Raw genomic sequence first — 26,094 nt, forward strand, 5'->3', positions numbered from 1 at the left:
CCCGCCTAGGATGGCGGCATGCCCGACGCACCCACGCCCGCGCCGTCCGCCACCTCCGGTGAGACGGAGACGCCCGGTTCGGCGTTCTACCTGACCACCCCGATCTACTACGTGAACGATGCCCCGCACATCGGGCACGCGTACACGACGGTGGCGGCCGACGTCATCACGCGGTGGCACCGGCAGCGCCAGGAGGACGTCTGGTTCCTCACCGGGACCGACGAGCACGGGCAGAAGGTCCTGCGCACCGCCGAGGCGAACGGGGTCAGCCCCCAGGAGTGGGCCGACTCGCTCGTCGAGGCCGAGTGGGAGCCGGTGCTCGCGACGATCGACGCGACGAACGACGACTTCATCCGCACCACGCAGGAGCGGCACACCTCCCGCGTCCAGCAGTTCATCCAGGACCTGCACGACCGCGGCGAGATCTACGCCGGCTCGTACGAGGGCCCGTACTGCGTGGGCTGCGAGGAGTACAAGCTCCCGGGCGACCTGATCGACGGGACGGGGGAGTACGAGGGCGAGAAGCTGTGCCCCGTCCACGGGCGTCCGGTCGAGATGCTGGCGGAGCAGAACTACTTCTTCCGCATGAGCGCCTACGCCGAGCGGCTGCTCGCGCTCTACGAGGAGCACCCCGAGTTCGTGCAGCCCGCGTCGGCGCGCAACGAGGTCATCGGGTTCGTCAAGCAGGGCCTGCAGGACCTCTCGATCTCGCGCTCGACGTTCAACTGGGGCGTACCGATCCCGTGGGACTCCAAGCACGTCCTCTACGTCTGGTTCGACGCGCTGCTCAACTACATGACCGCCGTCGGGTACGGCAGCGACGACCCGCAGGCGCAGGCGAAGTTCGCCCGGACGTGGCCGGCGGACGTCCACCTCGTCGGCAAGGACATCCTGCGGTTCCACGCCGTGATCTGGCCCGCGATGCTCATGGCCGCGGGGCTCCCGCTGCCCACCACCGTGTTCGCGCACGGCTGGCTGCTGGTCGGCGGCGAGAAGATGAGCAAGTCGAAGCTCACCGGCATCGCCCCGTCGCAGATCACCGACCACTTCGGCTCCGACGCGTTCCGCTACTACTTCATGCGCGCCATCGCGTTCGGCCAGGACGGCTCGTTCTCCTGGGAGGACATCTCGTCGCGCTACACGGCCGAGCTCGCCAACGGGTTCGGCAACCTCGCCTCGCGCGTCGCGGCGATGATCGGCAAGAACTTCGGCGGCTCGCTGCCCGAGGCCGGGCCCGCGACGGATGCCGAGCGCGCGCTCGAGGCCGTCGCCGCGAAGGCCGTCGCCGACGCCGAGGCCGCGATCGACCGCATCGCGATCCACGAGGCGATCAACGCCGTGTGGACCCTGGTCGACGCCACGAACGTCTACCTCACCGAGCAGGAGCCCTGGAAGGTCGTCAAGACCGAGAAGGACGCCGACGGCGCGCTGCCCCAGGGCGGCCGCGTCGCCACGGTCCTCGTCACGGCCGCCGAGGCGCTGCGCTGCCTCGCGGTGCTGCTGCACCCGGTGATGCCGCAGGCCGCCCAGAAGCTCTGGGACTCGCTCGGTGCCGAGGTCCCGCTCGGGCAGCTCGCGGCGCAGCACATCGACGGGGCCGGGATCTTCGGGGCGCTGCCCGCCGGGACCACGGTCACCAAGGGTGAGTCGCTGTTCCCGCGGCTGGAGGACCCGGCGTCCTGACGGCCCTCCGGGAGCGGACCGTCGTCCGACGCGGGCCTGCGAGCTCCCGACCAGAGCGCCCGACCAGCGCGCTCGACCAGCCTGACCTGCGACCGGTGAGGAGACCGGATGGCGAAGCGGCGTGAACGTGGCTGGCCCGTGGACCCGGACCCGCTGCCGTTCCCTGTCGTCGACAACCACACGCACCTCGACGCGATCGCGCCCTTCGCGGCGCAGGTCACCGACCGGGTGCCGGACGACGCCGGGAACCTCGTCGAGGTGCCGATCCCGGTGCCGACGGTCGCGGAGACCGTCGCGCGCGCCGAGGCGGTCGGCGTCGACCGGATGGTGCAGGTGGGCTGCGACCTCGAGGCGGTGCGCTGGACCGACGAGCTGCTGCGCGGCACCTCTCCGTTGTCGTCCGGCCCGCCGCCGAGCACGGCGCCGAGCATGCGGCCGAGCACGGCACCCAGCACGCGGCGGAGCACGCCGCCGAGCACAGCGCTGCTCGGCGCCGTTGCGATCCACCCGAACGAGGCGGTGCTGCACGCGCTCGGGGCGCACCCGGACGCGTCAGCGATCGAGATCGCGGCCGACGGCCTCACCCCGGAACCGGGTGCCGTCCACGCCACGTCGCTCGACGACGCCATCGCGGAGGTCGCCGCCGTCGCCGGGGCGAACCCTCGCGTGCGAGCGATCGGCGAGACCGGCATGGACCTGTTCCGCGCCGGCCCGCAGGGTGAGCGGGTGCAGCGCGAGGCGTTCCGGGCGCACGTCGCGCTCGCGAAGGAGCTCGGGCTCGCGATGCAGATCCATGATCGCGACGCGCACGCCCAGGTGCTCGACGTCCTCGCGAGCGACGGCGCGCCCGAGGTCACGGTGTTCCACTGCTTCTCGGGAGACGCGGAGATGGCGCGGTTCTGCGCCGAGCAGGGCTGGTACCTGTCGTTCGCCGGCCCGGTGTCGTTCCGGGCGAACGAGGGGCTCCGAGAGGCGCTGCGCGAGGTGCCGCTGAGCCAGGTCCTCGTCGAGACCGACGCCCCGTACCTGACGCCGCACCCGTACCGGGGCCGGCCCAACGCCCCCTATCTGCTCCCGCACACGGTGCGCACGGTCGCCGAGGTGCTGGGCGTCGACCTGGAGCGGGTGTGCCGGACCGTCTCGGAGACCTCCGAGCGGGTGTACGGCGCCTGGTAAGCGGCGTCTACCTGCACTGCTGTCGCGAAGGTCACGATTCCGCTACGGTCGAGCGCGGAGCCGCCGACGGCACGAGCCGGGCGCTCCCGACGCACCGAGCCGGACCCGCAACGCCCGAAGGAGAACTGTGCCCCCGAGCCGCCGCAGCCTGCACGCGCACACCTCTCGGCCGCCGCGGTCGCCTCGTCGCCTGACGGTCCAGTCGCTCGTCCTGGTCTGCCTCGTCGGCGCGACGGGCACCGTGGCCATGGCGCACGACACCGTCACGATCGATCAGGACGGTGCGGTGCGGACCGTCGCGACGCCCGACGGCGCCACGGTGGCCGAGGTCCTCGAGTCGGCCGGGGTCACCACGTCCGAGCACGACCTCGTCCAGCCCGGGCCCGACGCCGTCGTCGACGACGGGGACACCGTGGTCGTGCGGACCAGCCGTGAGATCGAGGTCGAGACGGACGGCCGCGTCGAGACGGTGCGGACGACGGCGGGCACGGTCGGCGAGTACCTCGCCTCCTCGGGCCTCGCGCCGACGGCACGGTCAGCGAGGCGTCCAGGTCGGCGGCGATCGGGCGCGAGCCCGTGCGTCTGACCACGGTGAAGTCGGTCAAGGTCACGGCGGACGGCGAGTCGAGGGACCTGACGACCACCGCCGCGACGGTGGGCCGGGCCCTCACGGAGGCCGGGGTGATCCTCCGCGACGGCGACGAGTCGTCCGTGGCGCTGAGCGCCCCCGTCGCCGACGGCATGTCCGTGGTCGTGCGCCGGACCGCGACCAGCGCGGAGACGGAGACCGAGACCCTCGACTTCGAGACCGAGGAGGTCGACGACCCGACCCTCCTCGAGGGCACCACCGAGGTCGTCCAGGAGGGGCGCGACGGCGAGTCCGTCACGACGTTCACGGTCGTGACGCTCGACGGCGACGAGGTCTCCCGCACGCCGCTCGCGCAGCGCGTGGTGCGCGAGCCGCGCACCGAGATCGTCCACAACGGCACCATGCCGGAACCGGAACCGGAACCGGAACCGGAACCGGAACCGGAGCCCGAGCCCGAGCCGGCGCCTGAGGCGGCCTCGTCCGGCTCGTCCTCGTCGGGGAGCTCCTCGTCCGGGTCCTCGCCCGGCCCGGCGATCTCGGGGTCGCCGCGGGCGATCGGTCAACAGCTCGCCGCGGAGCGGGGCTGGACGGGCTCCGAGTGGACGTGCCTCGAGAAGCTCTGGACCAAGGAGAGCAACTGGAACCCGAACGCGCGCAACCCCTCGAGCGGTGCGCACGGGATCCCGCAGTCCTTGCCGGGGAGCAAGATGGCCTCGGCCGGCTCCGACTGGGCCACGAACCCGGCGACGCAGATCACCTGGGGCCTCGGGTACATCGCCGGGCGCTACGGCACCCCGTGCGGTGCGTGGGGCCACTCGGTCTCGACCGGCTGGTACTGACCGGCTGGTACTGACCGGCCGAGCAGACCGGCAGGCAGCCGCTGCCCAGAACGGAACCGGCCGTCTGTCGTGAGCGCGCAGGGCGGGTGGCACCGGCCGTCCGGCACCCACGGGCCGGCACCGACGACCGCTGCGTGTGACCCGCCTCATGACATTTCGCACGGTGTCGCGGGGGCCTCGCGGATGATTCGTGAAGGTCGGGCACCGACCTTGGTCCTTGGTAACGGAACGGTTACGGTCGTCGGCGTGCGCCGCCACCAGGCCTGAGCGCACGAGCGGCACACACGCTGCACGCCACCCGGTCGCACGACGTCACCCGTCGTCCCGCGCCCGGGCCGCCGACGCAAGGACCGACCATGACCAGACAGCACCGGACCGGCGCGCACGCCGCCGACGACTCGACGCCCGCAGCAGCGGACCCCACCCGGACCGACGGGTCGACCAGCAGGACGCGCCGCACACGCCGCGCGTCGCACCGTGCCCCGCGCCCGTTCTGGCGCCGCGGTCTGCCGATCACACTCGCCGCGACCGGTGTCGCCGTCGTCGCGAGCGGGGCCGTCGCCTACGCGGTCGGGGAGAAGACCATCGCGCTGGACGTCGACGGCACCGTCACTCAGGTGTCCACCCGGGCCAAGGACGTCGACGCGCTGCTCGCCGCCGAGGACATCGAGACGTCGAGCCGCGACCTGGTGGCGCCGGGCGTCGGGACGCCTCTCGAGGACGGGGACGACGTCGTCGTGCGGACGGCGCAGAAGGTCACCGTCGTGGACGACGACGGCGAGCAGGACGTCTGGACCACCGCGGAGGACGCCGACGGTGCGCTCGCGGCCCTCTCGGCCCGCGCCGAGGGCGACGTCAGGCTGGCCGCCTCGCGGTCCGGGGCCGACGGGCGTTCCGAGTTGCCGATGGCGCTGGACTCCGACGCCCCGGTCGCCGTGGTCGCCGACGGCGAGACCGCCGTCGTGCCGGACGGTGGGACGGACGTCGACTCGGCGCTGGCCGAGGCCGACGTGGACGTCGACGAGGACGACCAGGTCCACGTCGAGGCGGCGGACCCGGCCGTCGTGGACGACGAGTCGGAGGCGGCCCTCGCGGTCGTCGTCCAGCGCGTCGATGTCGAGGAGGAGACCACCACGGAGACGGTGGACCACGAGACGACGACGGTCGACGACCCCGACCGGTACACGGACGAGGCCGACGTCGTCACCCAGGAGGGCGAGGACGGCGAGCGCACCACCGTCGAGAAGGTCACCCGAGTCGACGGCGAGGTCGTCGACTCGGAGACCGTCTCGGACGAGGTGACCACGAAGCCGGTCGACGAGATCGTCAGCAAGGGCACCAAGGAGCGCCCCGTGGCGAACCCGACCTCCAACGAGTCCCTCGGTCGGTCGATGGCCGCGAGCCGCGGGTGGGGCGGCAGCCAGGCCGAGTGCCTCGACAGCCTCTGGACGCGCGAGTCCGGCTGGAGCTCGACCGCCACGAACCCCTCGAGCGGCGCCTACGGGATCCCGCAGTCGCTGCCCGGCACGAAGATGGCGACCGCCGGCAGCGACTGGCAGACGAACCCGACCACCCAAATCACGTGGGGCCTCGACTACATCGCGGCTGCCTACGGCACGCCGTGCGGCGCGTGGGCCCACTCGGAAGCCACCGGCTGGTACTGAGCCGGTCCCGAGGCTCGTCAGGATCGGTCTCGGCGGTGCCGAGCGTCCGATCTTTCCGACTCCGCCCGATACGGCGGGTCGATCAGGTCACATTCCCCGCTGCAGGGGTAGGCAACTTGATAACGAATCGGTTACGGTCGTTCTCGAGTCGCCGCACCGGGCGGGACCGAACGGTCCACCCGGCAGCAACGACGGCACTGGCTCGTCAGCAGCCTCCCTGCCACGGACTCCGGATCGACAGTCGCACGCCCAGGTCGGCCCACGCCGTCCGCCCCTCGGGGCACGGGTGACGCCACAGGCGTCGTGACGTCGTGACCGGGCCCACGAACGAAGGAACACTGTGAACGAGAACTTCGACGGCGCCACCGGCGCCGAGACCCAGCCCCTCGACCTCGGGGCCTCGACCTCCGGGTCGCAGGCCGCACCTGAGGCCTCCGCCGCTGCGACCGCCACCCGGCGTCGCCGCTGGCCGCTCATCGCGGGCGTCACGACCGTCGCCGTCGTGGCGACCGGTGCCGTGGCCTACGCCGACGCGCACAAGACCGTGACGCTCGACGTCGACGGCGTCAGCACCACGGTGACGACGTTCGCCGGTTCGGTCGACGGCGTCCTGGACGAGCAGGGCGTCGAGGTCGGTGACCGCGACCTGGTCGCACCCGGCGTCGATGCGTCGCTCGCCGAGGGCAGCGACATCGTCGTGCGCTCGGGCAAGCAGGTCGTCATCTCCGCCGACGGCGAGGACGCGACCGTGTGGACGACCGCGCTCGACGCGGACGAGGCGCTGGACGTCTTCGCCTCCCGCGGCGACGACGTCGCCCTCGTCGCCTCCCGCGGCGGTGCCGAGGGACGCGAGGACCTCCCGCTCGCGCTGAACGCCGACGGCGCTGTCGCGCTGACGGTCGACGGCGAGACCACGACGGTCGACGACGGCTCCCTGGACGTCGACGGCGTCCTCGAGTCCGAGGGCGTCGAGCTCGGCGACCTCGACCGCATGCACGTCGAGCGCGACGACTCGGCCGACCCGGCCGTGACCCTCGTCGTGCAGCGCGTGACGGTCAAGAACGAGGAGAAGACCAAGGACGTCGACTTCGAGACGAAGACCGTCGAGGACCCCGACCGCTACTCGGACCTGGGCACCAAGGTCAAGACCGAGGGCAAGAAGGGCGTCTACACGACGGTCAACAAGGTCACCCGCGTGGACGGCGAGGTCGAGTCGACCGAGCTCGTCGAAGAGGGCGTCACCACGAAGCCCGTGGACAAGGTTCTCGTCAAGGGCACCAAGGCTCGCCCGGCTCCCGAGCCGGAGCCCGAGCCCGAGCCGGCCTCCACGTCGAGCTCCTCCGGCTCGTCCTCGTCGAGCTCCTCGTCCAGCTCGTCGAGCTCCTCCGACTCGGAACCGGCGCCTGCGCCCGCACCCGAGAAGGACCTGGGCAGCGCCCCGGCCGGCGTCTGGTCGCAGCTCGCGCAGTGCGAGTCGGGCGGCAACCCGTCGACGAACACCGGCAACGGCTACTACGGCCTGTACCAGTTCTCGCTACCGACCTGGCGGGCGATGGGCGGCTCCGGCCTCCCGTCCGAGAACTCGGCAGCCGAGCAGACGCGCCTCGCCAAGAAGCTGCAGGCGCAGTCGGGCTGGGGCCAGTGGCCGCACTGCTCGTCGAAGCTCGGCCTGCGCTGATCTGAGCGCACGCGGCACAGCACGACCTCACGGGGTGGGCCCCTCGGATCCGACGAGATCCGAGGGGCCCACCCCGTCTGCGTGCTCGTGACGGGCCGCGCGGTCCGGTCGCACCTGGAGGTCGGTAGGCTCGGCGCATGACCGACGCCCCGGGCGGCCTGCTGGGCCCCGCCGAGATCCGCGACCTCGCGGCGCGCCTCGGCATCCGCCCCACCAAGACCCTGGGGCAGAACTTCGTGCACGACGGCGGCACGGTCCGCAAGATCGTGCGTGCCGCGGGCGTCGCGCCCGGGGACCGGGTGGTCGAGATCGGCCCCGGGCTGGGCTCGTTGACGCTCGGTCTGCTCGACGCCGGGGCCTCGGTCGTGGCGGTCGAGATCGACCCGCCCCTCGCCGAGCAGCTGCCGCGCACGGTCGCCGAGGTGCGGCCCGACCTCACCGACCGGCTCGACGTCGTCGGTGCCGACGCGCTCGACGTCGAGACCCTGCCGGGCGAGCCGCCCGTGGCGCTCGTCGCGAACCTGCCGTACAACGTCGCGGTGCCCGTCCTGCTGACGTTCCTCGAGCGGTTCGACTCGCTGCGGACCGTCCTGGTCATGGTGCAGGCGGAGGTCGCCGACCGGCTGGCAGCCGGTCCCGGCAGCCGCACGTACGGGGTCCCCTCGGCGAAGGCGGCGTGGTACGCGTCCGCGCGGCGCGCCTCGACCGTCGGACGGTCCGTGTTCTGGCCGGTGCCGAACGTCGACTCCGCGCTCGTGCGCATGGACCGGCGCGACCCGCCCAGCACCACCGCGACGCGGGAGCAGGTGTTCGCCGTGATCGACGCGGCCTTCGCGCAGCGACGCAAGACCTTGCGCTCCACGCTCGCCGGCCTCGCCGGCAGCCCTGCCGCAGCCCAGGCGGCCTGCGAGGTGGCGGGCGTCGACCCGGGCCTGCGGGGCGAGCGGCTCGACGTCGTCCAGTTCGCGCGGATCGCGGAGGCGCTCGGGGACGGCGCGGCGCCCGGCCCCCGCGCCGCCGGGCCCTCCTCGTGACCGGCCTCCGCGTGGTGCCGGGCCCCGGAGGACCTCGGGGCCCGCGGGGACCCGAGGGCTCGGGTGGCACCGGCGGCCAGGGCGACGACCAGCGCCGCGCCGCGCCGTCGTCCGGCGTCCCGGCCACCGTCCGGGTGCGCGCACCCGGGAAGGTCAACCTGTCGCTGCGGGTGGGCGCGGTCCAGGACGACGGGTACCACCCGCTCGTCACGGTGTTCCAGGCCGTCTCGCTCGCGGAGGAGGTCACGCTGACCGAGCGGGCCGCGGGTGCAGGGATCCTCGTCGAGGTCACCGGGCCGGCGTCGGACGGCGTCCCGACGGACCGGACGAACCTCGCCTGGCAGGCGGTCGAGCTGGTCGCCGAGCGGGCGGGGGTCGACCCGGACGTGCACGTCGAGCTCCACAAGGGCGTTCCCGTCGGTGGCGGCATGGCCGGCGGGTCCGCGGACGCCGCGGCCGCCCTGGTCGCGGCCGACCACCTGCTGCACGCCGGCCTGTCGCGCGACGAGCTCCACGAGCTCGCGGCGCGGCTGGGCTCCGACGTGCCGTTCGGCCTCCTCGGGCACGTCGCGGTCGGGACGGGGCGCGGCCACCTGCTCACGCCGGCGATGACGAGGGGCGAGCTCCACTGGGCGCTCGGCACGCGGGCCCGGGGACTGTCCACCGCCGAGGTCTACCGGACCTTCGACGAACGCGGTCCCGGCGACGGGTCGTCCGCCGCGGAGCGCGAGCCCGTCCACGTCGACCAGGACGCCGAGCTCCTCCAGGCCCTCGGGGCGGGGGACACCGAGGGCGTCGGCCGGGCGCTGCACAACGACCTCCAGGCGGCTGCCCTCCACCTGGCGCCCGAGCTCGCGGACGTCCTGACCGTCGCCGAGCGGGCGGGAACCCTCGGAGCCATCGTGTCGGGGTCGGGCCCGACCGTCGCCGCGTTGGCGCGCTCACCGCGCCACGCCCGGGCGATCGGGGCCGCGTGGACGGCGGCAGGGGTCGTCGACGGCGTCCACGTCGCCTCGGGACCGACGCACGGCGCCCGGATCGTGCACTCGGTGGCGTCCGACGGTCCACCCCGACCCTGACTGCGCCCCCGGCCCGGTCGAGGACGCCCCACGAGCACACCGGTCGCGCGGCCGCACGCCACCGCGGACCCACAGCACCAGTGACGACAGCACCCAGCACGCACCACCATCACGGACGGAGCCCCATGGCCCACCTGCTCGGCGCCGACGACATCTCCCTCGTCGTCGGCACCCGCACCCTCCTCTCGGGCGTCAGCCTCGGGCTGGACGACGGCGACCGCGTCGGTGTCGTCGGCCCCAACGGGGCCGGCAAGTCGACGCTGCTCCGGCTCCTCGCCGGGACCCAGGAGTCGGACGGCGGCCGCGTCACCCGGGTGGGTGGCTCCCGGACCGCGATGCTCGTCCAGCGCGACGACGACTCCGCAGGCGCGACGATCCGCGACCTCGTCCACGGGTCGACGGCCACGCACGAGTGGGCCGGCGATGCCGGGATCCGGTCGGTGCACGCCGGACTCCTGGGCGACCTCGACCTGGACGGTCCCGCGGCGCACCTGTCCGGGGGCAGCGGCGGCGGGTCGCGCTCGCGGCCCTCCTGGTCGAGGACCCCGACGTCCTGATGCTCGACGAGCCCACCAACCACCTCGACGTGGAGGGCGTCGCGTGGCTCGCGGAGCACCTCAACGCGCGGTACGCGCGGCCCGGCGCCCGGGGCGCCCTGGTCGTCGTGACCCACGACCGCTGGTTCCTCGACGCCGTCTGCTCGCGCATGTGGGAGGTGCGCGGCGACGGCACCGGCGCCGTCGACGGGTACGACGGCGGGTATGCGGCCTACGTGCTCGCACGCGCCGAGCGGGCCCGCAGCGCCCAGGTGGCCGCCGAGAAGCGGGACAACCTGCTGCGCAAGGAGCTCGCGTGGCTCCAGCGCGGCGCCCCGGCGCGCACGTCGAAGCCGAAGTTCCGGCTCGACGCGGCCGCCGCGCTCATCGCCGACGAGCCCCCGCCGCGCGAGACGCTCGAGCTCGCCCGCACCGCCACGAAGCGCCTCGGCAAGGACGTGCTCGACCTCGAGGACGTGACCGTGCAGGTCCCGCTGCGGTGGGTGGCCCACACGGACGCGCGCGACGCGGGCGACGCGAGATCCGGGACCGCAGGGACGCCGTCCGACGCCCCGACCCGACCTTCCGAGGCGGACCCGGTGGGCGGCGCGCCCGAGAACCGGCCGGGCGACCTCGACGGCGGCCACCGCGTGCTGCTGGACGACGTGACCTGGCGCCTCGGGCCGGGGGACCGGTACGGCGTCGTCGGGGTCAACGGTGCCGGGAAGACGACGCTGCTCGCGCTGCTCGCCGGCCGTCGCGACCCCGACCGGGGCAGGGTCAAGCGCGGCAAGACCGTCGCGGTCGCCGAGCTCAGCCAGGACGTCGCCGAGCTCGACGACCTGGCGCACCTGCGGGTCGTCGAAGTCGTCGAGCGGGAGCGCAACTCCGTGGTCGTCGGGGGCAAGGAGCTCACCGCGTCGCAGCTCGTCGAGAAGCTCGGCTTCACCAAGGAGCGGGCGCGGACCCCGGTGCGCGACCTCTCGGGCGGCGAGCGGCGGCGCCTCCAGCTGCTGCGGCTGCTCGTGACCGAGCCGAACGTGCTGCTGCTCGACGAACCCACGAACGACCTCGACACGGACACGCTCGCGGCGCTCGAGGACCTGCTCGACGGGTATCCGGGCACGCTGATCGTCGTCTCGCACGACCGGTACCTGCTCGAGCGCGTCTGCGACCGGCAGGTGGCGCTGCTCGGGGACGGCCAGATCCGTGACCTGCCCGGGGGCGTCGAGCAGTACCTGGAGCTGCGGCGTGCGGCCGCGGCCGGTCGTGGGGCCGTCGGCTCGGGGGCAGCCGGCGCCGGCGCGTCGGGTGGCTCAAGAGCGGCGGGAGCTGCAGGGCCCGGCGGAGGGGCAGTGGCGGGAGGTGGCCCCGACGGCGTTGCGGCGCAGCCCGCAGCCCCCGTCGCCGGGCCGTCGCCGGCCGAGCTCCGCGCCGCGAAGAAGGAGCTGACCCGCATCGAGCGCAGGCTCGGCAAGATCGCGGAGTCCGAGGCCAGGATCCACGCGAAGATGGCCGAGCAGGCGACGGACCACGAGGCGGTGGGAGCGCTCGACACGCAGCTCCGCGAGCTCGCGGACGAGAAGGACGAGCTCGAGGCCGCGTGGCTGGAGGCCGCCGAGATCGCGGGGTGATGCCGCGTCGGTTGCGCTGGGCTCCGGCTCCGCGGCTCGTCGGGGCCTCCCGGACTGCCAGGACGCAGCAGGCCTCTCGCGCCCCTCGGGCCTCTCCGGCCTGGTGGGGCCCTCGGACCCGCGAGTGAGACCCTGCGACCGCTGACCGTCACCCGCACGTCGTGTCGTGTTGGGGCGGAGTTCGCCGGGCGGTGACCTCGTGTCCCTACCGTCCGGTGCGTGCGGATATCGGTGATCGGGTGCGGGTACCTCGGAGCGGTCCACGCTGCCGCGATGGCCGAGCTCGGTCACGAGGTGGTCGGTGTCGACAGCGACGCCGAGAAGGTCGAGTACCTCTCACGGGGCAAGGCGCCGTTCTACGAGCCGGGCCTCCCAGAGATCCTGACCTCCGCGACCGTGACCGGACGCCTCCGCTTCACGACGGACCTCGCCGCGGTCACCGGTTCGGCCGTGCACTTCCTCGCCGTCGGGACCCCGCAGTCGTCCGACGGGCAGAGCGCGGACCTGCGCTTCGTCGACGCCGCCGTTGCGGCGCTGCTCCTCACCTGCGTCCCGGCGACCTGGTCGTCGGCAAGAGCACCGTGCCCGTGGGCACCGCCGCACGGCTGCGCGACGACGTCCGCGCCACCGGCGCAGACCTCGTCTGGAACCCGGAGTTCCTGCGCGAAGGGCACGCCGTCCAGGACACGATCTCGCCCGACCGCATCGTGTACGGGGTCGCGGCTGACGACCCGCCGTCCAGCCCGTCGCCCGACCCGTCGTCCAGTGCGTCGCCCGCAGGTGACGCAGCAGGCTGTGGAGCGGCCGCGCGGTCCGTCGCCGTGCTCGACGAGGTCTACGCAGCGGCCATCGCGGCGGGGACCCCGCGCCTCGTGACCGATCTCGCGACGGCCGAGCTCGTCAAGACCGCGGCCAACGCGTTCCTGGCGACCAAGATCTCCTTCATCAACGCGATGGCCGAGATCGCTGAGGTCGCGGGCGCCGACGTGACGCAGCTGGCCGACGCGATCGGCCACGACGCACGCATCGGTCGCGCGTTCCTCAACGCGGGGGTCGGCTTCGGAGGAGGCTGTCTCCCCAAGGACATCCGCGCCGTCACGGCCCGAGCCAAAGAGCTCGGCCGCGGCGAGTCGCTGCGCTTCCTGGAGGAGGTCGACGCGATCAACCTCCGGCGGCGGGAGCGCGTCGTCGGGCTGGTCGTCGACGCTCTCGACGGCTCGGTCTTCGGCAAGAAGGTCGCGGTCCTGGGCGTCACGTTCAAGCCGGAGTCGGACGACGTCCGTGACTCCCCGGCGCTCGACGTCGCCGTCCGCCTCAAGGGCCTGGGCGCGGAGGTCGTCGCGACGGACCCGCAGGGCATCGAGAACGCGCGCGCCCGGCACCCCCAGCTCCTGTACACGCCCGAGACGACCGAGGCCCTGCGGCACGCGGACGCCGTCGTCCTCGTCACCGAGTGGCGCGCGTACCGGGACCTCGACCCGGTCGCCGTCGCCGAGATCGCGCGCGGCTCGGTGGTCGTCGACGGCCGCAACGTGCTCGACCGTGCTGCGTGGCGCGACGCCGGCTGGACCTACGTCGGCATGGGTCGGCCGTAGCGGACCTCGCCACCTGCGCGCTACCCGCGTGGCGCCTTCGCGCCGCTCGCGTGCCGCCTTCGCGGCGAGGTCGTAGCGTTGCGCGACGTGCTCACCGGGCGACGGCACGGGGCAGCCATACCCGTGACCGGGGCTCTGGAACCCCGCGACCGGGACTACCGGTGCGGCTCGGCGTCCGGCCGGTCGGGCGCGTCGGGCGCCGGGGCGGTCGCGAGGAGCCCGCAGACGGTCATGACGCCGAGGACGGCGAGGACGATCGACAGCGGTGCCGTCCAGCCGTCCGTCGCGTCATGGACGGCGCCGAGCGCGCTGGGGCCGAGTGCGGCGCAGGCGTAGCCCACGGTCTGGACCGCCCCCGACATCTGGCGCGCGGCGCGGGGCTGCCGGCGCGGCGGACGACGGTCGTGAAGACGACGACGAAGTTCGCTCCCTGCGCCACACCCGCCAGCGAGGCCCACAGCGGCCACAGGTCGGGCGCCGCGAGCAGGCCCACGGGCAGCGTGAGCCAGCAGGCCGCGACCGCGGCGAACACCGCGCGCATGGGGACGCCTCGGGAGATCACGGCAGGCACCCCCAGCGCGCCCGCGATCGCGAGCAGCTGGAAGAGCGACGCCGCAGCGCCGGCGCCGGAGGCGCCGAGTCCCACGCCGTCCGCCAGGATCGACGGCAACCACGCCGAGATCGCGTAGTAGCAGAAGGCCTGGCCGGCGAACGCGGCGGTCAGCAGCCACGTCACGGGGCGCCGGAGGGCGCCGATCTCCGGCGGCTCGTCCGGTGCGTCGTGGGCCGCGGCGTGAGCGGTCCCGGGGCCGGTGTCGGGTGCAGGGTCCGCGTCGGCCGCGAGGTCCGGGCCTCCTGCAGGCTCCGGGCCGGCGGTCGCGGAGGGCCCCGGTCGGGTCGTGCCGCCGTGCGCCCGCCGTCGTCGTCGCGACGCGATGCTCCAGGGGATCCAGGCGATCGGCACGAGGACGACCCAGCTCGCGAGCGCCCAGCGCCAGCCCACCTGGGCGGCGAGCGGCGCGGTGAGCGAGGTCGTGAGCACGGACCCGAGGTTCAGGGCGGCGGTGTACAGGCCGGTGACGGTGCCGGCGGCGCTGCGGAAGTCGCGATGGATCACGAGCGGCATCGCGACGTTGCCTGCGGTGATCGCCAGGCCGATCACGACGGTCCCGGCGAAGGCCGCCCCGACGTCGCCCACGGAGCGCAGGACGATCCCGCCGATCAGGCCGAGGAACGAGATCGTCACGACCTGCTCGATCCCGAGCCGCGCGACGAGGGCTGACACGGCGGGCGTGGCGAGGGCGAAGCACAGGACGGGGAGCCCGGTGAGCAGCCCCACGGTCGTGGCCGTGAGCGCGAGGTCGGTCGTGACGTCGTCGACGACCGGCGCGAGCGCGGTGATCGGGCTGCGGAGGTTGAGCGCGTAGAGCAGGACCGCGGCCAGCAGCAGGCCGGTCACGCCTCCGGCCGGGAGCCCGCCCGCGACGGCGCGGCGCCGGCGCTCAGTCGTCGAACTGTCCGGACACGAGGCGGAGCAGGTCCGCGAGCTCGGTGCGCTCGGTGGGCCCGAGGGGTTCGAGCACCGACCGTTCGACGTCCAGCAGGTCGCTCATCGCGGCGTCGACCGCAGCGCGTCCGGTCGGGGTGAGCTGGACGAGGATCCCGCGACGGTCGTCGGGGGAGCGGTGCCGCTCGACGAGGCCGCGGGACTCGAGGCGGTCGATGCGGTTCGTCATGGTCCCGCTGGTGACCAGCGTCTGCGTGATCAGGGCGCCGGGGGACAGCCGATAGGGCTCGCCTGCGCGGCGCAGCGCCGAGAGGACGTCGAACTCCCAGGTCTCGAGGCTCCTGCGGGCGAACGCGGCGCGCCGGGCGAGATCGAGGTGGCGTGCGAGCCGGCTGACGCGGGAGAACACCGTCAGCGGTTCGACGTCCAGGTCCGGACGCTCCCGCTGCCAGGCGAGGACGATGCGGTCGACCTCGTCGTCGCGGTTCAGGTGGGCCATGGCACGAGCGTATCCGATTCCTCTCGACGTCAAGACTCTTGACGTCACGCCACCTCGGTCGGTGCCGGGACCCGTTCCAGCCGCACGACGACGGCCTTGGAGACGGGCGTGTTGCTGGACTCGGCGGTCGCGTCGAGCGGTACGAGAACGTTGGCCTCCGGGAAGTAGGCCGCCGCGCACCCGCGCGCGGTGGGGTAGGCGACGACCCGCTGTGCCGGGAGCACGCGGTCGACGCCGTCCCTGAACTCGCTGTGGACGTCCACCGTGTCGCCGTCGGCCAGCCCGAGGTCGGCCAGGTCCTGGGGGTTGACGAAGACCACGGCGCGGCCGCCCCGGATGCCGCGGTAGCGGTCGTCCCGCGAGTAGATCGTCGTGTTGAACTGGTCGTGCGAGCGCACGGTCTGCAGCAGCAGCCGGCCCGGCGGGCACGTCACCGGCGCGAGCGCGTTCACCGTGAGGTGCGCCCGGCCGTCGGGCGTCGGGAACGTCCGCGAGTCCCGGGGCGGGTGCGGCAGCACGAACCCGCCCTCGCGCCGGATCTTCGCGGCATAGTCCTCGCACCCGGGTACGACGCGCGCGATGTGCCCGCGCACCACGTCGTAGTCGCGCTCGAACGCCGCCCAGTCCACGGGGACGGGGCCCCGCGCGCTCGAGGCGAGGACGGCGTCCGCCATCCGGGAGACGATCGCGACCTCGGAGAGCAGGTCGCTCCCGACGGGTTCGACGCGGCCCCGCGAGGCGTGGACCGCGCACACCGTGTCCTCGACGGTGACCATCTGCTCGCCGGAGGCCTGGCGGTCGATCTCGGTGCGCCCGAGCGTGGGCAGGATCAGCGCCTCCCGCCCGACGACCGCGTGCGAGCGGTTGAGCTTGGTCGAGATCTGGACGGTGAGCTCGCTGCGCTGCACGGCGGCCTCGGCCGCCCGGGAGTCCGAGATCGCGCCGACGAGGTTCCCGCCCAGGGCGACGAGCGCCCGGACGCGGCCCTCGCCCATGGCTCGGATCGTGTCGACGGCGTCGAGCCCGTGCGCGCGGGGGACGGGGAACCCGAACTCGGCCTCGAGCGCCGCGAGGAACGGCTCGGGCATGCGTTCCCAGATCCCCATCGTCCGGTCGCCCTGGACGTTGGAGTGCCCGCGGATCGGCGAGGCCCCCGCGCCGGGGCGCCCGATGTTCCCCCGCAGCAGCAGGAGGTTGACGATCTCCTTGATCGTCGCGACGGCCCGGGTGTGCTGGGTCAGGCCCATCGCCCACGTCACGATCGTGGCGTCGGCCGCGACGTACGCCTCGGCGAGGGCGTCGATGTCGGACGACGTGAGACCGGTCGCGGTCAGGACCTCGCCCTCGTCGAGGTCGGCCAGGTGGGCGGTGAGCTCGTCGAGGCCCGTCGTGCTCGCCGCGAGGAACTCGTGGTCGAGCACCTCGCCGGGCCGCGCGGACTCGGCGGCGAGGACGCGCTTCGACACGGCCTGCAGGAGCGCCATGTCGCCGCCGAGCCTGATCTGCAGGAACTGGTCGGCGAGCTCGGTGCCCTTGCCCGCGAGGCCCCGCACGGTCTGCGGGTTCTTGTAGCGCCGGAGCCCGGCCTCGGGGAGCGGGTTGACCACGACGATCCGGGCGCCGTTCCGCTTGGCCGCCTCGAGCGCGGTGAGCATGCGGGGATGGTTGGTGCCGGGGTTCTGGCCCATGACGACGATCAGGTCCGCGCGGGCGAAGTCGTCGTAGCTGATCGTGGCCTTGCCGACCCCGATCGTCTGCCCGAGCGCCGACCCGGTCGACTCGTGGCACATGTTCGAGCAGTCGGGGAGGTTGTTCGTGCCGAACGCGCGGGCGAAGAGCTGGTACGTGAACGCGGCCTCGTTCGACGCGCGGCCGCTCGTGTAGAACGCGGCCTCGTCGGGGGAGTCGAGCGAGCTCAGCCGATCGGCGACGATCTCGAAGGCACGGTCCCAGCCGATCGGCTCGTAGTGGTCGGCGCCGGCCGGCTTGTGGACCGGCTCGACGAGCCGGCCCTGCTGGCCCAGCCAGTACTCGGAGCGGGTGAGCAGGTCGTCGATCCCGTGCTCGGCCCAGAACTCGGTCGGGACGGTGAGCGGGGTCGCCTCCCACGTCACAGCCTTCGCACCGTTCTCGCAGAACTCGGCGGTGTGGCGGTGGCTCGGGTCCGGCCACGCGCAGCTCATGCAGTCGAAGCCGTCCTTCTGGTTCATCGACGTGAGGAGCTTCGCGGTGCGTGCCGCCCCCATGCCTCGGAGGGCGGGCGCGAGAGCATGCGTGATCCCGGGGAAGCCCGCGACCCACTCCTTGGGGGGTCCGACCCTCGTGGGTGGGCCCGCGCTCGTGTCGGCGACGGCATCGGCACCGGCACCAGCGCCGTGGTCTCGGCCGTGGTTCGGGCTCACGCCGCGTCTCCCGCGCGACTGGCCGACCCCGTGGCCGGCTCCGTGACGGACTCCCTGCCCGATTCACTGCCCGACGCCGTGCCTGATTCCGTGACCCGATGGTCGCCGGTGTAGACGACCATCGACCTGTCGCGGACGAACCCGACGAGGGTGAGGCCCGACTCCTCGGCGAGCTCGGCGGCCAGCGACGACGGCGCGGAGACCGACGCCAGCATCGGGATCCCTGCCATCACGGCCTTCTGCGTGAGCTCGAAGCTCGCGCGGCCGGAGACCACGAGCACCGCACCCCGCAGCGGGAGCATCCCGCGCACTGCGGCCCACCCGACGACCTTGTCGACGGCGTTGTGCCGGCCGACGTCCTCGCGGACCACGAGCGGTTCACCGGTGCGGCCGTCGAAGATCCCGGCCGCGTGCAGGCCCCCGGTCCGGTCGAAGACCGTCTGAGCGCTGCGGAGCCGGTCCGGGAGCGCGGTGATCAGGGCTGCGTCGACGGTCAGCGGGTCCGCGTCGACCGTGAAGGCGCTCCGGGTGCGGACGGCGTCGATCGACGACTTGCCGCACAGCCCGCACGCGCTGGACGTGAAGAACTCGCGGGCCGTCGTCGGGTCGGGCGCGGCGACGCCGGGGGCGAGCCGGACGTCGAGGACGTTGTAGGTGTTCTCGCCCTGTCCGGGCGGTCCCGAGGACCCGGCGCAGTACCGGGCGGTGCTGACCTGCTCGCCCGACGTGACGACGCCCTCGGAGACCAGGAACCCCGTGGCCAGCTCGATGTCGTGCCCGGGGGTGCGCATCGTCACCGCGAGGGAGCGACCACCGACCCGCAGCTCGAGCGGTTCCTCCCCGGCCAACAGGTCCTCGCGGTGCGAGGTGCGCTCGCCGGGGGTGTGGCGAGCGACGCGGCGGCGGACGGTGACGCGGGTCATCTCTCGGTTCTAGCAGACGTGAGGGGGACCCGGGGACCGTCAGGCCGAGCGCAGCGCGTCCTTGACCTTGATGCGGGCGCCCATCCGCAGCACCGCGTTCGAGTAGATCCGGGACGCGAACCACACGAGCACCGGTACGACCGCGATCGACAGGGCGAGGGAGATGCCGATCTCCCACGGAGCCGCGGCGTCCAGGGCGATGCGGACCGGCATGATCAGCGGCCCGCAGAACGGCAGGTACGAGAGCCAGGCGACGAGCGGGCTGTCGGGCTGCCACGGGGCGAGGCTCACGCCGATGATGTACGGGATCATCATCAGCGCCGTGAACGGGGCGATCACGGCGCCGACGTCTTCCTGACGGGACACGAGCGACGCCGCGCCCGCGATCGCGAACGCGTAGGTGAGGAACCCGAGGACGTACCAGACGACCACCCACGCCGCGGTCGCCCCGAGGTCGAGCTCCCCGGGGTCGACCAGACCGAGCGCGGTGGCCGTCGCCGCGCCGCTGCCGGCGACGAGCGCGACCTGCATCAGCCCGATCGCGCCGATACCGACGACCTTGCCGGTCAGGAGCTGCCACGGTCGGATCGTCGCGAGCAGGAGCTCCACGACCCGGCTCTGCTTCTCCTCGACGACGCCCTGGGCGAGGAGCTGCCCGGTGGTCATCAGGGTGATGAAGATGAGGATGCCGGTCGCGAGGCCGGTGACGTACCGCGCGGGGTCGAACTCCTCCTCGGGCTCGAGCGTGGTGACGGTCGGCTCGGCCGCGGAGACGTCGGCGGCCACGCTCGCCGGGTCGCCGCCCAGCTCGCGGATCGCGTCGTCCAGGGCCGCCTGCTGGTTCACCGAGGACAGCACGGCCCAGAGCGCGCCGTCCACGTCGGACTCGACGACGATCCCGAGGTCCCCGGCGCTGCCGGTGACGACCGCGTCGAGGTCGCCGTCGCGGATCGCCTGCTCGCCGGCGGCCTCGTCCGCGACCTCGGTCACGGTGATGTCCGTCCCCGTCTCCGCTGCGCCGGCCTCGAGCGGAGCCTCGACGGCGGCCGCGCTGGGGACGACGCCGACGCGCTGCCCCTCGGGTCCGGAGGACTGCACGAGGTTCAGGACGAAACCACCGGCGACGACAGCCAGGACGAGCAGCACCGTCGTGATGATGAACGCCTTCGAGGTGACGCGGGTGCGGATCTCCCGACCGGCGACGAGGCGGATCGCGCTCCCGGCCGTCCCGGTGCGGTCCGTCGTAGGCGTGTTTGTCGGTGTGGGCGTGCGCCCGCCGGCGGTGCTCATGACGTCACCTCTGTCGTCGCCTCGTCGCCGTCCGTGTCGTCCGGGCTGTCGTCGCTGCCCTCTGCAGACACCACGTCGCGGTACAGCTCGGTCAGGGTCGGCGTCACCCGGCCGAAGTGCTCGACGCGCCCGCGCGACGTGGCGCGCGCCAGCACGGCCTGCTCGGAACCCTCGTGCGTCGTCTCGAACTCGACCCGGGTCGCGGCGCCGCCCGCGCGCCGCACCTGCTCGGACCCGACGGCGCGGACACCGGGCAGGTCGGACACCCAGGCCGTGTCGTCATCGCCCGCCGTCGTCACCGGCGTCGTCACCGCCGTCGTCACCGCCCACCGCGGTGCTCCCACCTGGCGGAGCTCGTCGATCCCGCCGACGGCGACCATCGAACCGTCCTTGATGATCCCGACCCTGTCGCTGATCGCCTCGACGAGCTCGAGCTGGTGGGACGAGAAGATCACCGGCACCCCGGCGCGGGCACGATCGCGCAGCACCCCGCTCATGACGTCGACCGCCACCGGGTCGAGCCCCGAGAAGGGTTCGTCGAGCACCAGGATGTCGGGCTCGTGCACGAGTGCGGCCGCGAGCTGGACGCGCTGCTGGTTGCCGAGCGAGAGCTTCTGCACCTCGTCGTCCCGCCGCCCGTCGACGCCGAGGGTCTCGGTCCAGCGCTCCATCGAGCTCCGCGCCTGTGCGGCACCGAGGCCGTGCAGGCGGGCGAGATAGGTGAGCTGCTCGCCGACCTTCATCTTGGGGTAGAGGCCGCGCTCCTCGGGCATGTACCCGATGCGGCTGCGGGTGGCGTGGTCGATGGGGCGACCGGCCCACCGGACCTCGCCCGTGTCCGGCGTCAGGACGCCGAGGGTGATGCGCATGGTCGTGGTCTTGCCCGCACCGTTCGAGCCGACGAAGCCGAAGATCTCACCGGCCCGGACCTGGAACGAGGTCGACCGCAGCGCGCGCACGGCGCCGTACGACTTGGAGAGGTCGTCGAGCTCGAGAACAGCCATGGAAGTACCCAACCACAGGGGACCGACGCCCGACAGGGCTGCTCGCGGGACGTCGTCCGACAGGTCAGCGACCCGCGTGGCGGGTCAGCGACGGCTGGTGCTCCATGCCGCTGAGCCCGTTCCAGGCGAGGTTCACGAGGTGTGCCGCGACCTCGGACTTGTCCGGGCGGCGGGCGTCGAGCCAGTACTGCCCGGTCAGCGCGACCATGCCGACGAGCATCTGCGCGTAGAGCGGCGAGCTGCGCGTGTCGAGCCCGCGGCGCTTGAACTGGTCGGCGAGCAGGTGCTCGACCTGAGTCGCGACGTCCCCGATGAGGCTCGAGAACGTGCCGGTGGCGGCGGCGACGGGCGAGTCCCTGACGAGGATCCGGAACCCGTCCTCCGACGTCTCGATGTACGTCAGGAGCGCCAGCGCGGTGCGCTCCAGCAGGACCTTGGGGTGGCCGCCCGCCGAGAGGGCGCCCGTCAGCGCGCCGGTCAGCGCCTGGACCTCGCGGTCGACGACGACGGCGTAGATGCCCTCCTTGCCCCCGAAGTGCTCGTAGACCACGGGCTTCGAGACCCCTGCGCGGGTCGCGATCTCCTCGACGCTCGCTCCCTCGAAGCCCTTCTCCGCGAACAGGGAACGGCTGACGGCGACGAGCTGCTCGCGCCGCTGGCTCGCGGTCATGCGGGCGCGGGTCGGTCGCTTCGGTTCGGAGGGCACGGCCCCATCATGCCGCGTCGACGGTGCGCAGGCGTTCGAGACCTTTCGAGACACGGTGTCCCAGGCGCTCGTGCAGGTTTCGGGTGGTGCGGTGGGACCTGGCAGACTTGCCTCGGACGCCCCGCGTCCGGTCCGCCTTGGTGTAATCGGCAGCACACGGGTTTTTGGTGCCCTTGGTCCAGGTTCGAGTCCTGGGGGCGGAGCCTCGTGGTCCGGCACCGACCAGCAGGACCGGCCGGCGGAACCGACGAGCAGAGCGGACCAGCAGAGCCACCGATGGGAGAACTGTGAGTCACACGCCCGGTACGGACGAGTCGGCGACGATCGAGGGACGTGTGGCCCCCGCGGCCGTGATCGTCCTGGCGGCCGGTGCGGGTACCCGCATGCGGTCGGCCACCCCGAAGGTCCTGCACCGGCTCGGTGGGCGGTCGATGCTCGGGCACGCGCTCGCGGCGGCCGAGGGTGTCGGTCCGCAGCGCGTCGCCGTCGTCGTGCGCCACGAGCGCGAGAAGGTCGCGGCCCACGCGCTCGAGGTGTTGCCGTCCGCCCTCCTGGTCGACCAGGACGACGTCCCGGGCACCGGTCGCGCGGTGCAGTGCGCCCTCGACGCGCTCGACGCGAAGGCCTTCGCGCAGTCGGTGGCGGACGGCGTCCCCGTGGGTGAGGAGGGTCGCGGCGCCGGGGACGGGCTCGTGGGTTCCGTCGTCGTCATCGCCGGCGACGTGCCCCTCCTCGACGGCGACACGATCGGCGCGCTCCTCGACGCGCACCACTCCGGCGGGAACGCGGTGACGGTCCTGACGACCGAGGTCCCCGACTCGACCGGCTACGGGCGCATCGTGCGCGACGAGGCGACGGGCGACGTCCTGCGCATCGTCGAGCACAAGGACGCTTCTGCGCAGGAGCGCGAGATCCGCGAGATCAACACCTCGATCTACGCGTTCGACGCCGCCGCGCTGCGCGACGGCCTCGGCAAGGTCGGTCGCGACAACGCGCAGGGCGAGGTCTACCTGCCCGACGTGCTGGCGCTCGCCCGCGAGGCCGGCGGCTCCGTGCGCGCGGTCCTCGCCGACGACCCGATGACCGTCGAGGGAGTGAACGACCGCGCCCAGCTCGCGACGCTCGGCGCGGAGCTCAACCGCCGCGTCCTCGCCCGCTGGATGGCGGCCGGGGTCACCGTCGTGGACCCGGCGACCACGTGGGTCGACGTCGGCGTCGAGCTCGCCGAGGACGTGACGATCCACCCCGGGACCCAGCTCCACGGGGCGACCACCATCGCCCGGGGTGCGGTCGTGGGCCCGGACACTACGCTCACGGACATGGAGATCGGCGAGGAGGCCTCGGTCGTCCGCACGCACGGCAGCCTCTCGGTGATCGGCGCCGGTGCGAGCGTGGGGCCCTTCGCGTACCTCCGCCCCGGCACCGTCCTGGGGACGAACGGCAAGATCGGCACGTTCGTCGAGACCAAGAACGCCGAGATCGGCGAGGGCTCCAAGGTGCCGCACCTGTCCTACGTCGGCGATGCGACCATCGGTGAGCACACCAACATCGGCGCGGCCTCGGTGACCGTCAACTACGACGGCGTGCGCAAGCACCGCACCGTGATCGGCTCCCACGCCCGCACCGGCGCCGACAACATGTTCGTCGCCCCCGTCCGCGTCGGCGACGGGGCCTACACCGGTGCCGGCTCCGTGATCCGCCGGGACGTGCCGGCCGGGGCGCTCGCCGTCAGCGCCGGCGCGCAGCGCATCATCGACGGCTGGGTGACCAAGCGTCGCCCGGGGACCCCCGCGGCCGAGGCCGCCGAGGCGGCGAGCGGCTCCGACCGGTCGGCCGCCCTCGGACGCCAGGCCCAGGTCGAGGAGGCCGGGCGCACCAGCGCGACCGAGGCAGAACGACCCACCCCACCCCCGCCGAGCCCCGGGGTCCCGCACCTCGGTGGACCGTCTCAGCACGCAGCAGACAACGAAGGGCCGCGTTCATGACCAGCTTCCTCCCCGGCCACGCCGAGCGGAACCTCGTGCTCGTCTCGGGGCGTGCTCACCCCGAGCTCGCGCACGACGTCGCCGACGAGCTCGGGATCGACCTGCTCCCGACGAGCGCGTACGACTTCGCGAACGGCGAGATCTACGTGCGCTTCGGCGAGAGCGTGCGCGGTGCCGACGTGTTCGTGCTGCAGAGCCACACGGCGCCGATCAACCAATGGATCATGGAGCAGCTGCTCATGGTCGACGCCGCCAAGCGGGCCTCGGCCAAGACGATCACCGTCGTCCAGCCGTTCTGGGGCTACGGCCGTCAGGACAAGAAGCACCGCGGGCGCGAGCCGATCTCGGCCCGGCTCATCACCGACCTGTTCTCCACGGCCGGCGCCGACCGCCTCATGAGCGTCGACCTCCACGCCGCGCAGACCCAGGGCTTCTTCGACGGCCCGGTCGACCACCTGTGGGCCATGCCGATCCTCACCGACTACGTGCGCACCCGCGTGGACACCGGCAACGTCACCGTCGTGTCGCCCGACGCCGGCCGCATCCGCGTCGCCGAGCAGTGGGCGGCCAAGCTCGGTGGCGGTCCGCTCGCGTTCGTCCACAAGACGCGGGACATCACGCGGCCCAACGAGTCGGTCGCGAACCGTGTCGTCGGCGACGTCGAGGGGCGCGACTGCGTGCTCGTCGACGACCTGATCGACACCGGCGGCACCATCGCCGAGGCCGTCAAGGTCTGCCTCGCGGCCGGCGCCAAGTCGGTCATGGTCGCCGCCACGCACGGCGTGCTGTCCGACCCGGCCGTGCAACGGCTCTCGGAGTGCGGGGCCAGCGAGGTCGTCATCACCGACACGCTGCCCATCCCGGCCGAGAAGCGCTTCTCCCAGCTCAAGGTGCTGTCGATCGCGCCTCTCGTCGCCCGCGCGATCCGAGAGGTCTTCGACGACGGCTCCGTCACGTCGCTGTTCGACGGCAACGCCTGAGGTGCCGCGGGCCGGTGGGTTCGACCGAGGCGTGCGTCGGGTCCTGACGTGCAGCTGACCGTCGTCATCCCGACGTTCAACGAGGAGCCGAACGTCGCGGAGCTCGTCCGGCGCGTCACCGCGGCGGTCGAGGGTATCGACGCGGAGATCCTCTTCGTCGACGACTCGACCGACGACACCCCGCGCACCATCGAGCGGGTCGCACGCGACGCGTCGATCCGGGTGCGGATGATCCACCGGGTCGACGGCGTCGGGGGCTCAGCGGCGCCGTGGTCGAGGGCTTCCAGGCCTCCGACGCCGACTGGTGCCTCGTGATGGACGGCGACCTGCAGCACCCGCCCGAGCTGATCCCACGGCTGCTCGAGCGCGGCGAGCGCGGCGACGGCGACGTGGTGGTCGCATCACGGTACGTCGGGGGCGGTGGGGCCGACGGCCTGAGCAGCTGGGTGCGGCACGTCGTGTCGAGGTCCTCGATCGCGGTGGCCCGGGCGATGTTCCCGGTGCGGCTGCGCGACTGCACCGACCCGATGACGGGGTTCTTCGCCGTCCGGCGCTCGGCGGTCGACCTGGCCGCTCTGCGGCCGCGCGGCTTCAAGATCCTGCTCGAGGTGCTCACCCGCAACAAGGTCGCGGTGGTCGAGGAGCCGTTCGTCTTCGGGGAGAGGTTCGCCGGGGACTCGAAGGCGAACCTGCGCCAGGGCCTGAGCTTTCTGCACCAGCTCGCGTCGCTCCGCTTCGGGCGCATGTCCCGGTTCGCGATCATCGGCGGGTTCGGCGCCGTCCTGAACCTCGCCATCATGGCGGGGCTGATCCACGGGCTCGGCGAGGGCTACGTGCTCGCCGCGATCGTCGCGGCGGCCGTGACGATCACCATCAACTTCCTCCTGCAGGAGCGGTTCGTCTTCCACGACCTGCGGCAGGGACGGTCGGTCTGGGGCCGGTTCGCGGAGTCCGCGGGTTTCAACGCGACCGAGGCGGCGATCCGGCTCCCGTTCCTCGTCTGGATCGTCGAGGCGACCACGATCCCTCCCGTCGTCGCGCAGGCCGTCACCATCGCGGTCGCGTTCGTCCTGCGTTTCGTCTTCCACTCCCGGGTGGTCTACCGGCGCGGTCGTGCCCTCGCGAGGGTGGAGGACGACGTCCCGCTCGAGGGCGGGGTTTCGTCGGACGGCGGGCCCCGGGTACAGTAGCCAGGTTGCCTCGGCGAGGGACGCGCTACGGCCGCAAGGCCTGACCGTCCGTGATCGACTGGGCGGTCGCCCGCGCACGTGCTGCGCGCCGCGACCGGACG

General features: G+C 73.3%; 21 protein-coding genes, 1 tRNA gene and 1 pseudogene. 16 read left to right on the forward strand and 7 right to left on the reverse strand.

Annotation, left to right across the window (positions count from 1 at the left end; genetic code table 11):
* Positions 1-18: 18 nt before the first annotated feature.
* The 11 genes and pseudogenes from metG to QUE47_RS09875 all read left to right on the forward strand — a co-directional run bounded on the left by metG (position 19) and on the right by QUE47_RS09875 (position 13,507).
* Positions 19-1,683 carry a methionine--tRNA ligase gene (gene metG / locus QUE47_RS09825; RefSeq protein WP_286217138.1) on the forward strand — a complete coding sequence of 555 codons (1,665 nt, stop codon included), beginning with the start codon at positions 19-21 and terminating at the stop codon, positions 1,681-1,683.
* 108 nt (positions 1,684-1,791) lie between these two features.
* Positions 1,792-2,859: a TatD family hydrolase gene (locus QUE47_RS09830; protein ID WP_286217140.1), complete on the forward strand. Its 1,068-nt coding sequence runs from the start codon at positions 1,792-1,794 to the stop codon at positions 2,857-2,859.
* Positions 2,860-2,986: 127 nt separating this feature from the next.
* Positions 2,987-3,445, forward strand: coding sequence for a ubiquitin-like domain-containing protein (locus QUE47_RS09835; protein ID WP_286217141.1), 459 nt, complete (start codon positions 2,987-2,989; stop codon positions 3,443-3,445).
* Entirely contained in the window at positions 3,436-4,287 is an 852-nt protein-coding gene (locus tag QUE47_RS09840) for a resuscitation-promoting factor (protein WP_286217142.1), read from the forward strand. The genes QUE47_RS09835 and QUE47_RS09840 overlap by 10 nt, the downstream gene beginning before the upstream one ends.
* A 356-nt stretch (positions 4,288-4,643) precedes the next feature.
* Entirely contained in the window at positions 4,644-5,951 is a 1,308-nt protein-coding gene (locus QUE47_RS09845; protein ID WP_286217143.1) for a resuscitation-promoting factor, read from the forward strand.
* A gap of 340 nt (positions 5,952-6,291) precedes the next feature.
* Positions 6,292-7,629 carry a resuscitation-promoting factor gene (locus tag QUE47_RS09850; RefSeq protein ID WP_286217144.1) on the forward strand — a complete coding sequence of 446 codons (1,338 nt, stop codon included), beginning with the start codon at positions 6,292-6,294 and terminating at the stop codon, positions 7,627-7,629.
* Between the two features lie 137 nt (positions 7,630-7,766).
* Positions 7,767-8,663, forward strand: coding sequence for a 16S rRNA (adenine(1518)-N(6)/adenine(1519)-N(6))-dimethyltransferase RsmA (gene rsmA / locus QUE47_RS09855; RefSeq protein WP_286217145.1), 897 nt, complete (start codon positions 7,767-7,769; stop codon positions 8,661-8,663).
* A 134-nt stretch (positions 8,664-8,797) separates the two neighbouring features.
* On the forward strand, positions 8,798-9,742 hold the full coding sequence (locus tag QUE47_RS09860) for a 4-(cytidine 5'-diphospho)-2-C-methyl-D-erythritol kinase (protein WP_286219464.1): 945 nt from the start codon (positions 8,798-8,800) through the stop codon (positions 9,740-9,742).
* A 125-nt stretch (positions 9,743-9,867) separates the two neighbouring features.
* Positions 9,868-10,299, forward strand: a complete 432-nt coding sequence (locus QUE47_RS17215; RefSeq protein ID WP_286217146.1) for an ATP-binding cassette domain-containing protein — start codon at positions 9,868-9,870, stop codon at positions 10,297-10,299.
* On the forward strand, positions 10,299-11,912 hold the full coding sequence (locus QUE47_RS09870; RefSeq protein WP_286217147.1) for an ABC-F family ATP-binding cassette domain-containing protein: 1,614 nt from the start codon (positions 10,299-10,301) through the stop codon (positions 11,910-11,912). Before QUE47_RS17215 ends, QUE47_RS09870 begins: the two co-directional genes overlap by 1 nt.
* Positions 11,913-12,131: 219 nt before the next feature.
* Positions 12,132-13,507: pseudogene (locus tag QUE47_RS09875) on the forward strand (UDP-glucose dehydrogenase family protein).
* Positions 13,508-13,736: 229 nt separating this feature from the next.
* Here QUE47_RS09875 and QUE47_RS09880 read toward each other — a convergent pair.
* The 7 genes from QUE47_RS09880 to QUE47_RS09910 all read right to left on the reverse strand — a co-directional run bounded on the left by QUE47_RS09880 (position 13,737) and on the right by QUE47_RS09910 (position 21,802).
* Positions 13,737-14,966, reverse strand: coding sequence for an MFS transporter (locus tag QUE47_RS09880; RefSeq protein WP_286217148.1), 1,230 nt, complete (start codon positions 14,964-14,966; stop codon positions 13,737-13,739).
* 43 nt (positions 14,967-15,009) lie between these two features.
* On the reverse strand, positions 15,010-15,513 hold the full coding sequence (locus QUE47_RS09885) for a MarR family winged helix-turn-helix transcriptional regulator (RefSeq protein ID WP_286217149.1): 504 nt from the start codon (positions 15,511-15,513) through the stop codon (positions 15,010-15,012).
* A gap of 44 nt (positions 15,514-15,557) precedes the next feature.
* Complete coding sequence (locus tag QUE47_RS09890) at positions 15,558-17,915, reverse strand: FdhF/YdeP family oxidoreductase (RefSeq protein ID WP_286217150.1); 2,358 nt, start codon at positions 17,913-17,915, stop codon at positions 15,558-15,560.
* The gene (gene fdhD, locus QUE47_RS09895; RefSeq protein ID WP_286217151.1) at positions 17,912-18,838 is read right to left on the reverse strand and encodes a formate dehydrogenase accessory sulfurtransferase FdhD; all 927 of its coding nucleotides are present in this window, start codon (positions 18,836-18,838) and stop codon (positions 17,912-17,914) included. Before fdhD ends, QUE47_RS09890 begins: the two co-directional genes overlap by 4 nt.
* A 39-nt stretch (positions 18,839-18,877) precedes the next feature.
* Positions 18,878-20,128, reverse strand: coding sequence for an ABC transporter permease (locus QUE47_RS09900; protein ID WP_286217153.1), 1,251 nt, complete (start codon positions 20,126-20,128; stop codon positions 18,878-18,880).
* Positions 20,125-21,132, reverse strand: a complete 1,008-nt coding sequence (locus QUE47_RS09905; protein WP_286217155.1) for an ABC transporter ATP-binding protein — start codon at positions 21,130-21,132, stop codon at positions 20,125-20,127. Before QUE47_RS09905 ends, QUE47_RS09900 begins: the two co-directional genes overlap by 4 nt.
* A 64-nt stretch (positions 21,133-21,196) precedes the next feature.
* Positions 21,197-21,802 (reverse strand): TetR/AcrR family transcriptional regulator, encoded by a 606-nt coding sequence (locus QUE47_RS09910; RefSeq protein ID WP_286219465.1) that lies wholly within the window; start codon positions 21,800-21,802, stop codon positions 21,197-21,199.
* A gap of 167 nt (positions 21,803-21,969) precedes the next feature.
* Here QUE47_RS09910 and QUE47_RS09915 point away from each other — a divergent pair.
* From QUE47_RS09915 to QUE47_RS09930, 5 genes are all read left to right on the forward strand, one after another.
* A tRNA-Gln gene (locus QUE47_RS09915) sits at positions 21,970-22,041 on the forward strand.
* 180 nt (positions 22,042-22,221) lie between these two features.
* Entirely contained in the window at positions 22,222-23,823 is a 1,602-nt protein-coding gene (glmU, locus tag QUE47_RS09920) for a bifunctional UDP-N-acetylglucosamine diphosphorylase/glucosamine-1-phosphate N-acetyltransferase GlmU (protein ID WP_286219466.1), read from the forward strand.
* On the forward strand, positions 23,820-24,803 hold the full coding sequence (locus QUE47_RS09925; protein ID WP_286217156.1) for a ribose-phosphate diphosphokinase: 984 nt from the start codon (positions 23,820-23,822) through the stop codon (positions 24,801-24,803). The genes glmU and QUE47_RS09925 overlap by 4 nt, the downstream gene beginning before the upstream one ends.
* A 48-nt stretch (positions 24,804-24,851) precedes the next feature.
* Entirely contained in the window at positions 24,852-25,118 is a 267-nt protein-coding gene (locus QUE47_RS16815; protein WP_350227516.1) for a glycosyltransferase, read from the forward strand.
* The gene (locus QUE47_RS09930) at positions 25,073-25,993 is read left to right on the forward strand and encodes a GtrA family protein (protein WP_350227517.1); all 921 of its coding nucleotides are present in this window, start codon (positions 25,073-25,075) and stop codon (positions 25,991-25,993) included. The genes QUE47_RS16815 and QUE47_RS09930 overlap by 46 nt, the downstream gene beginning before the upstream one ends.
* Positions 25,994-26,094 lie beyond the last annotated feature (101 nt).

The organism is Paraoerskovia sediminicola, assembly GCF_030296575.1.
GTDB classification, from domain to species: Bacteria; Actinomycetota; Actinomycetes; order Actinomycetales; family Cellulomonadaceae; genus Paraoerskovia; species Paraoerskovia sediminicola.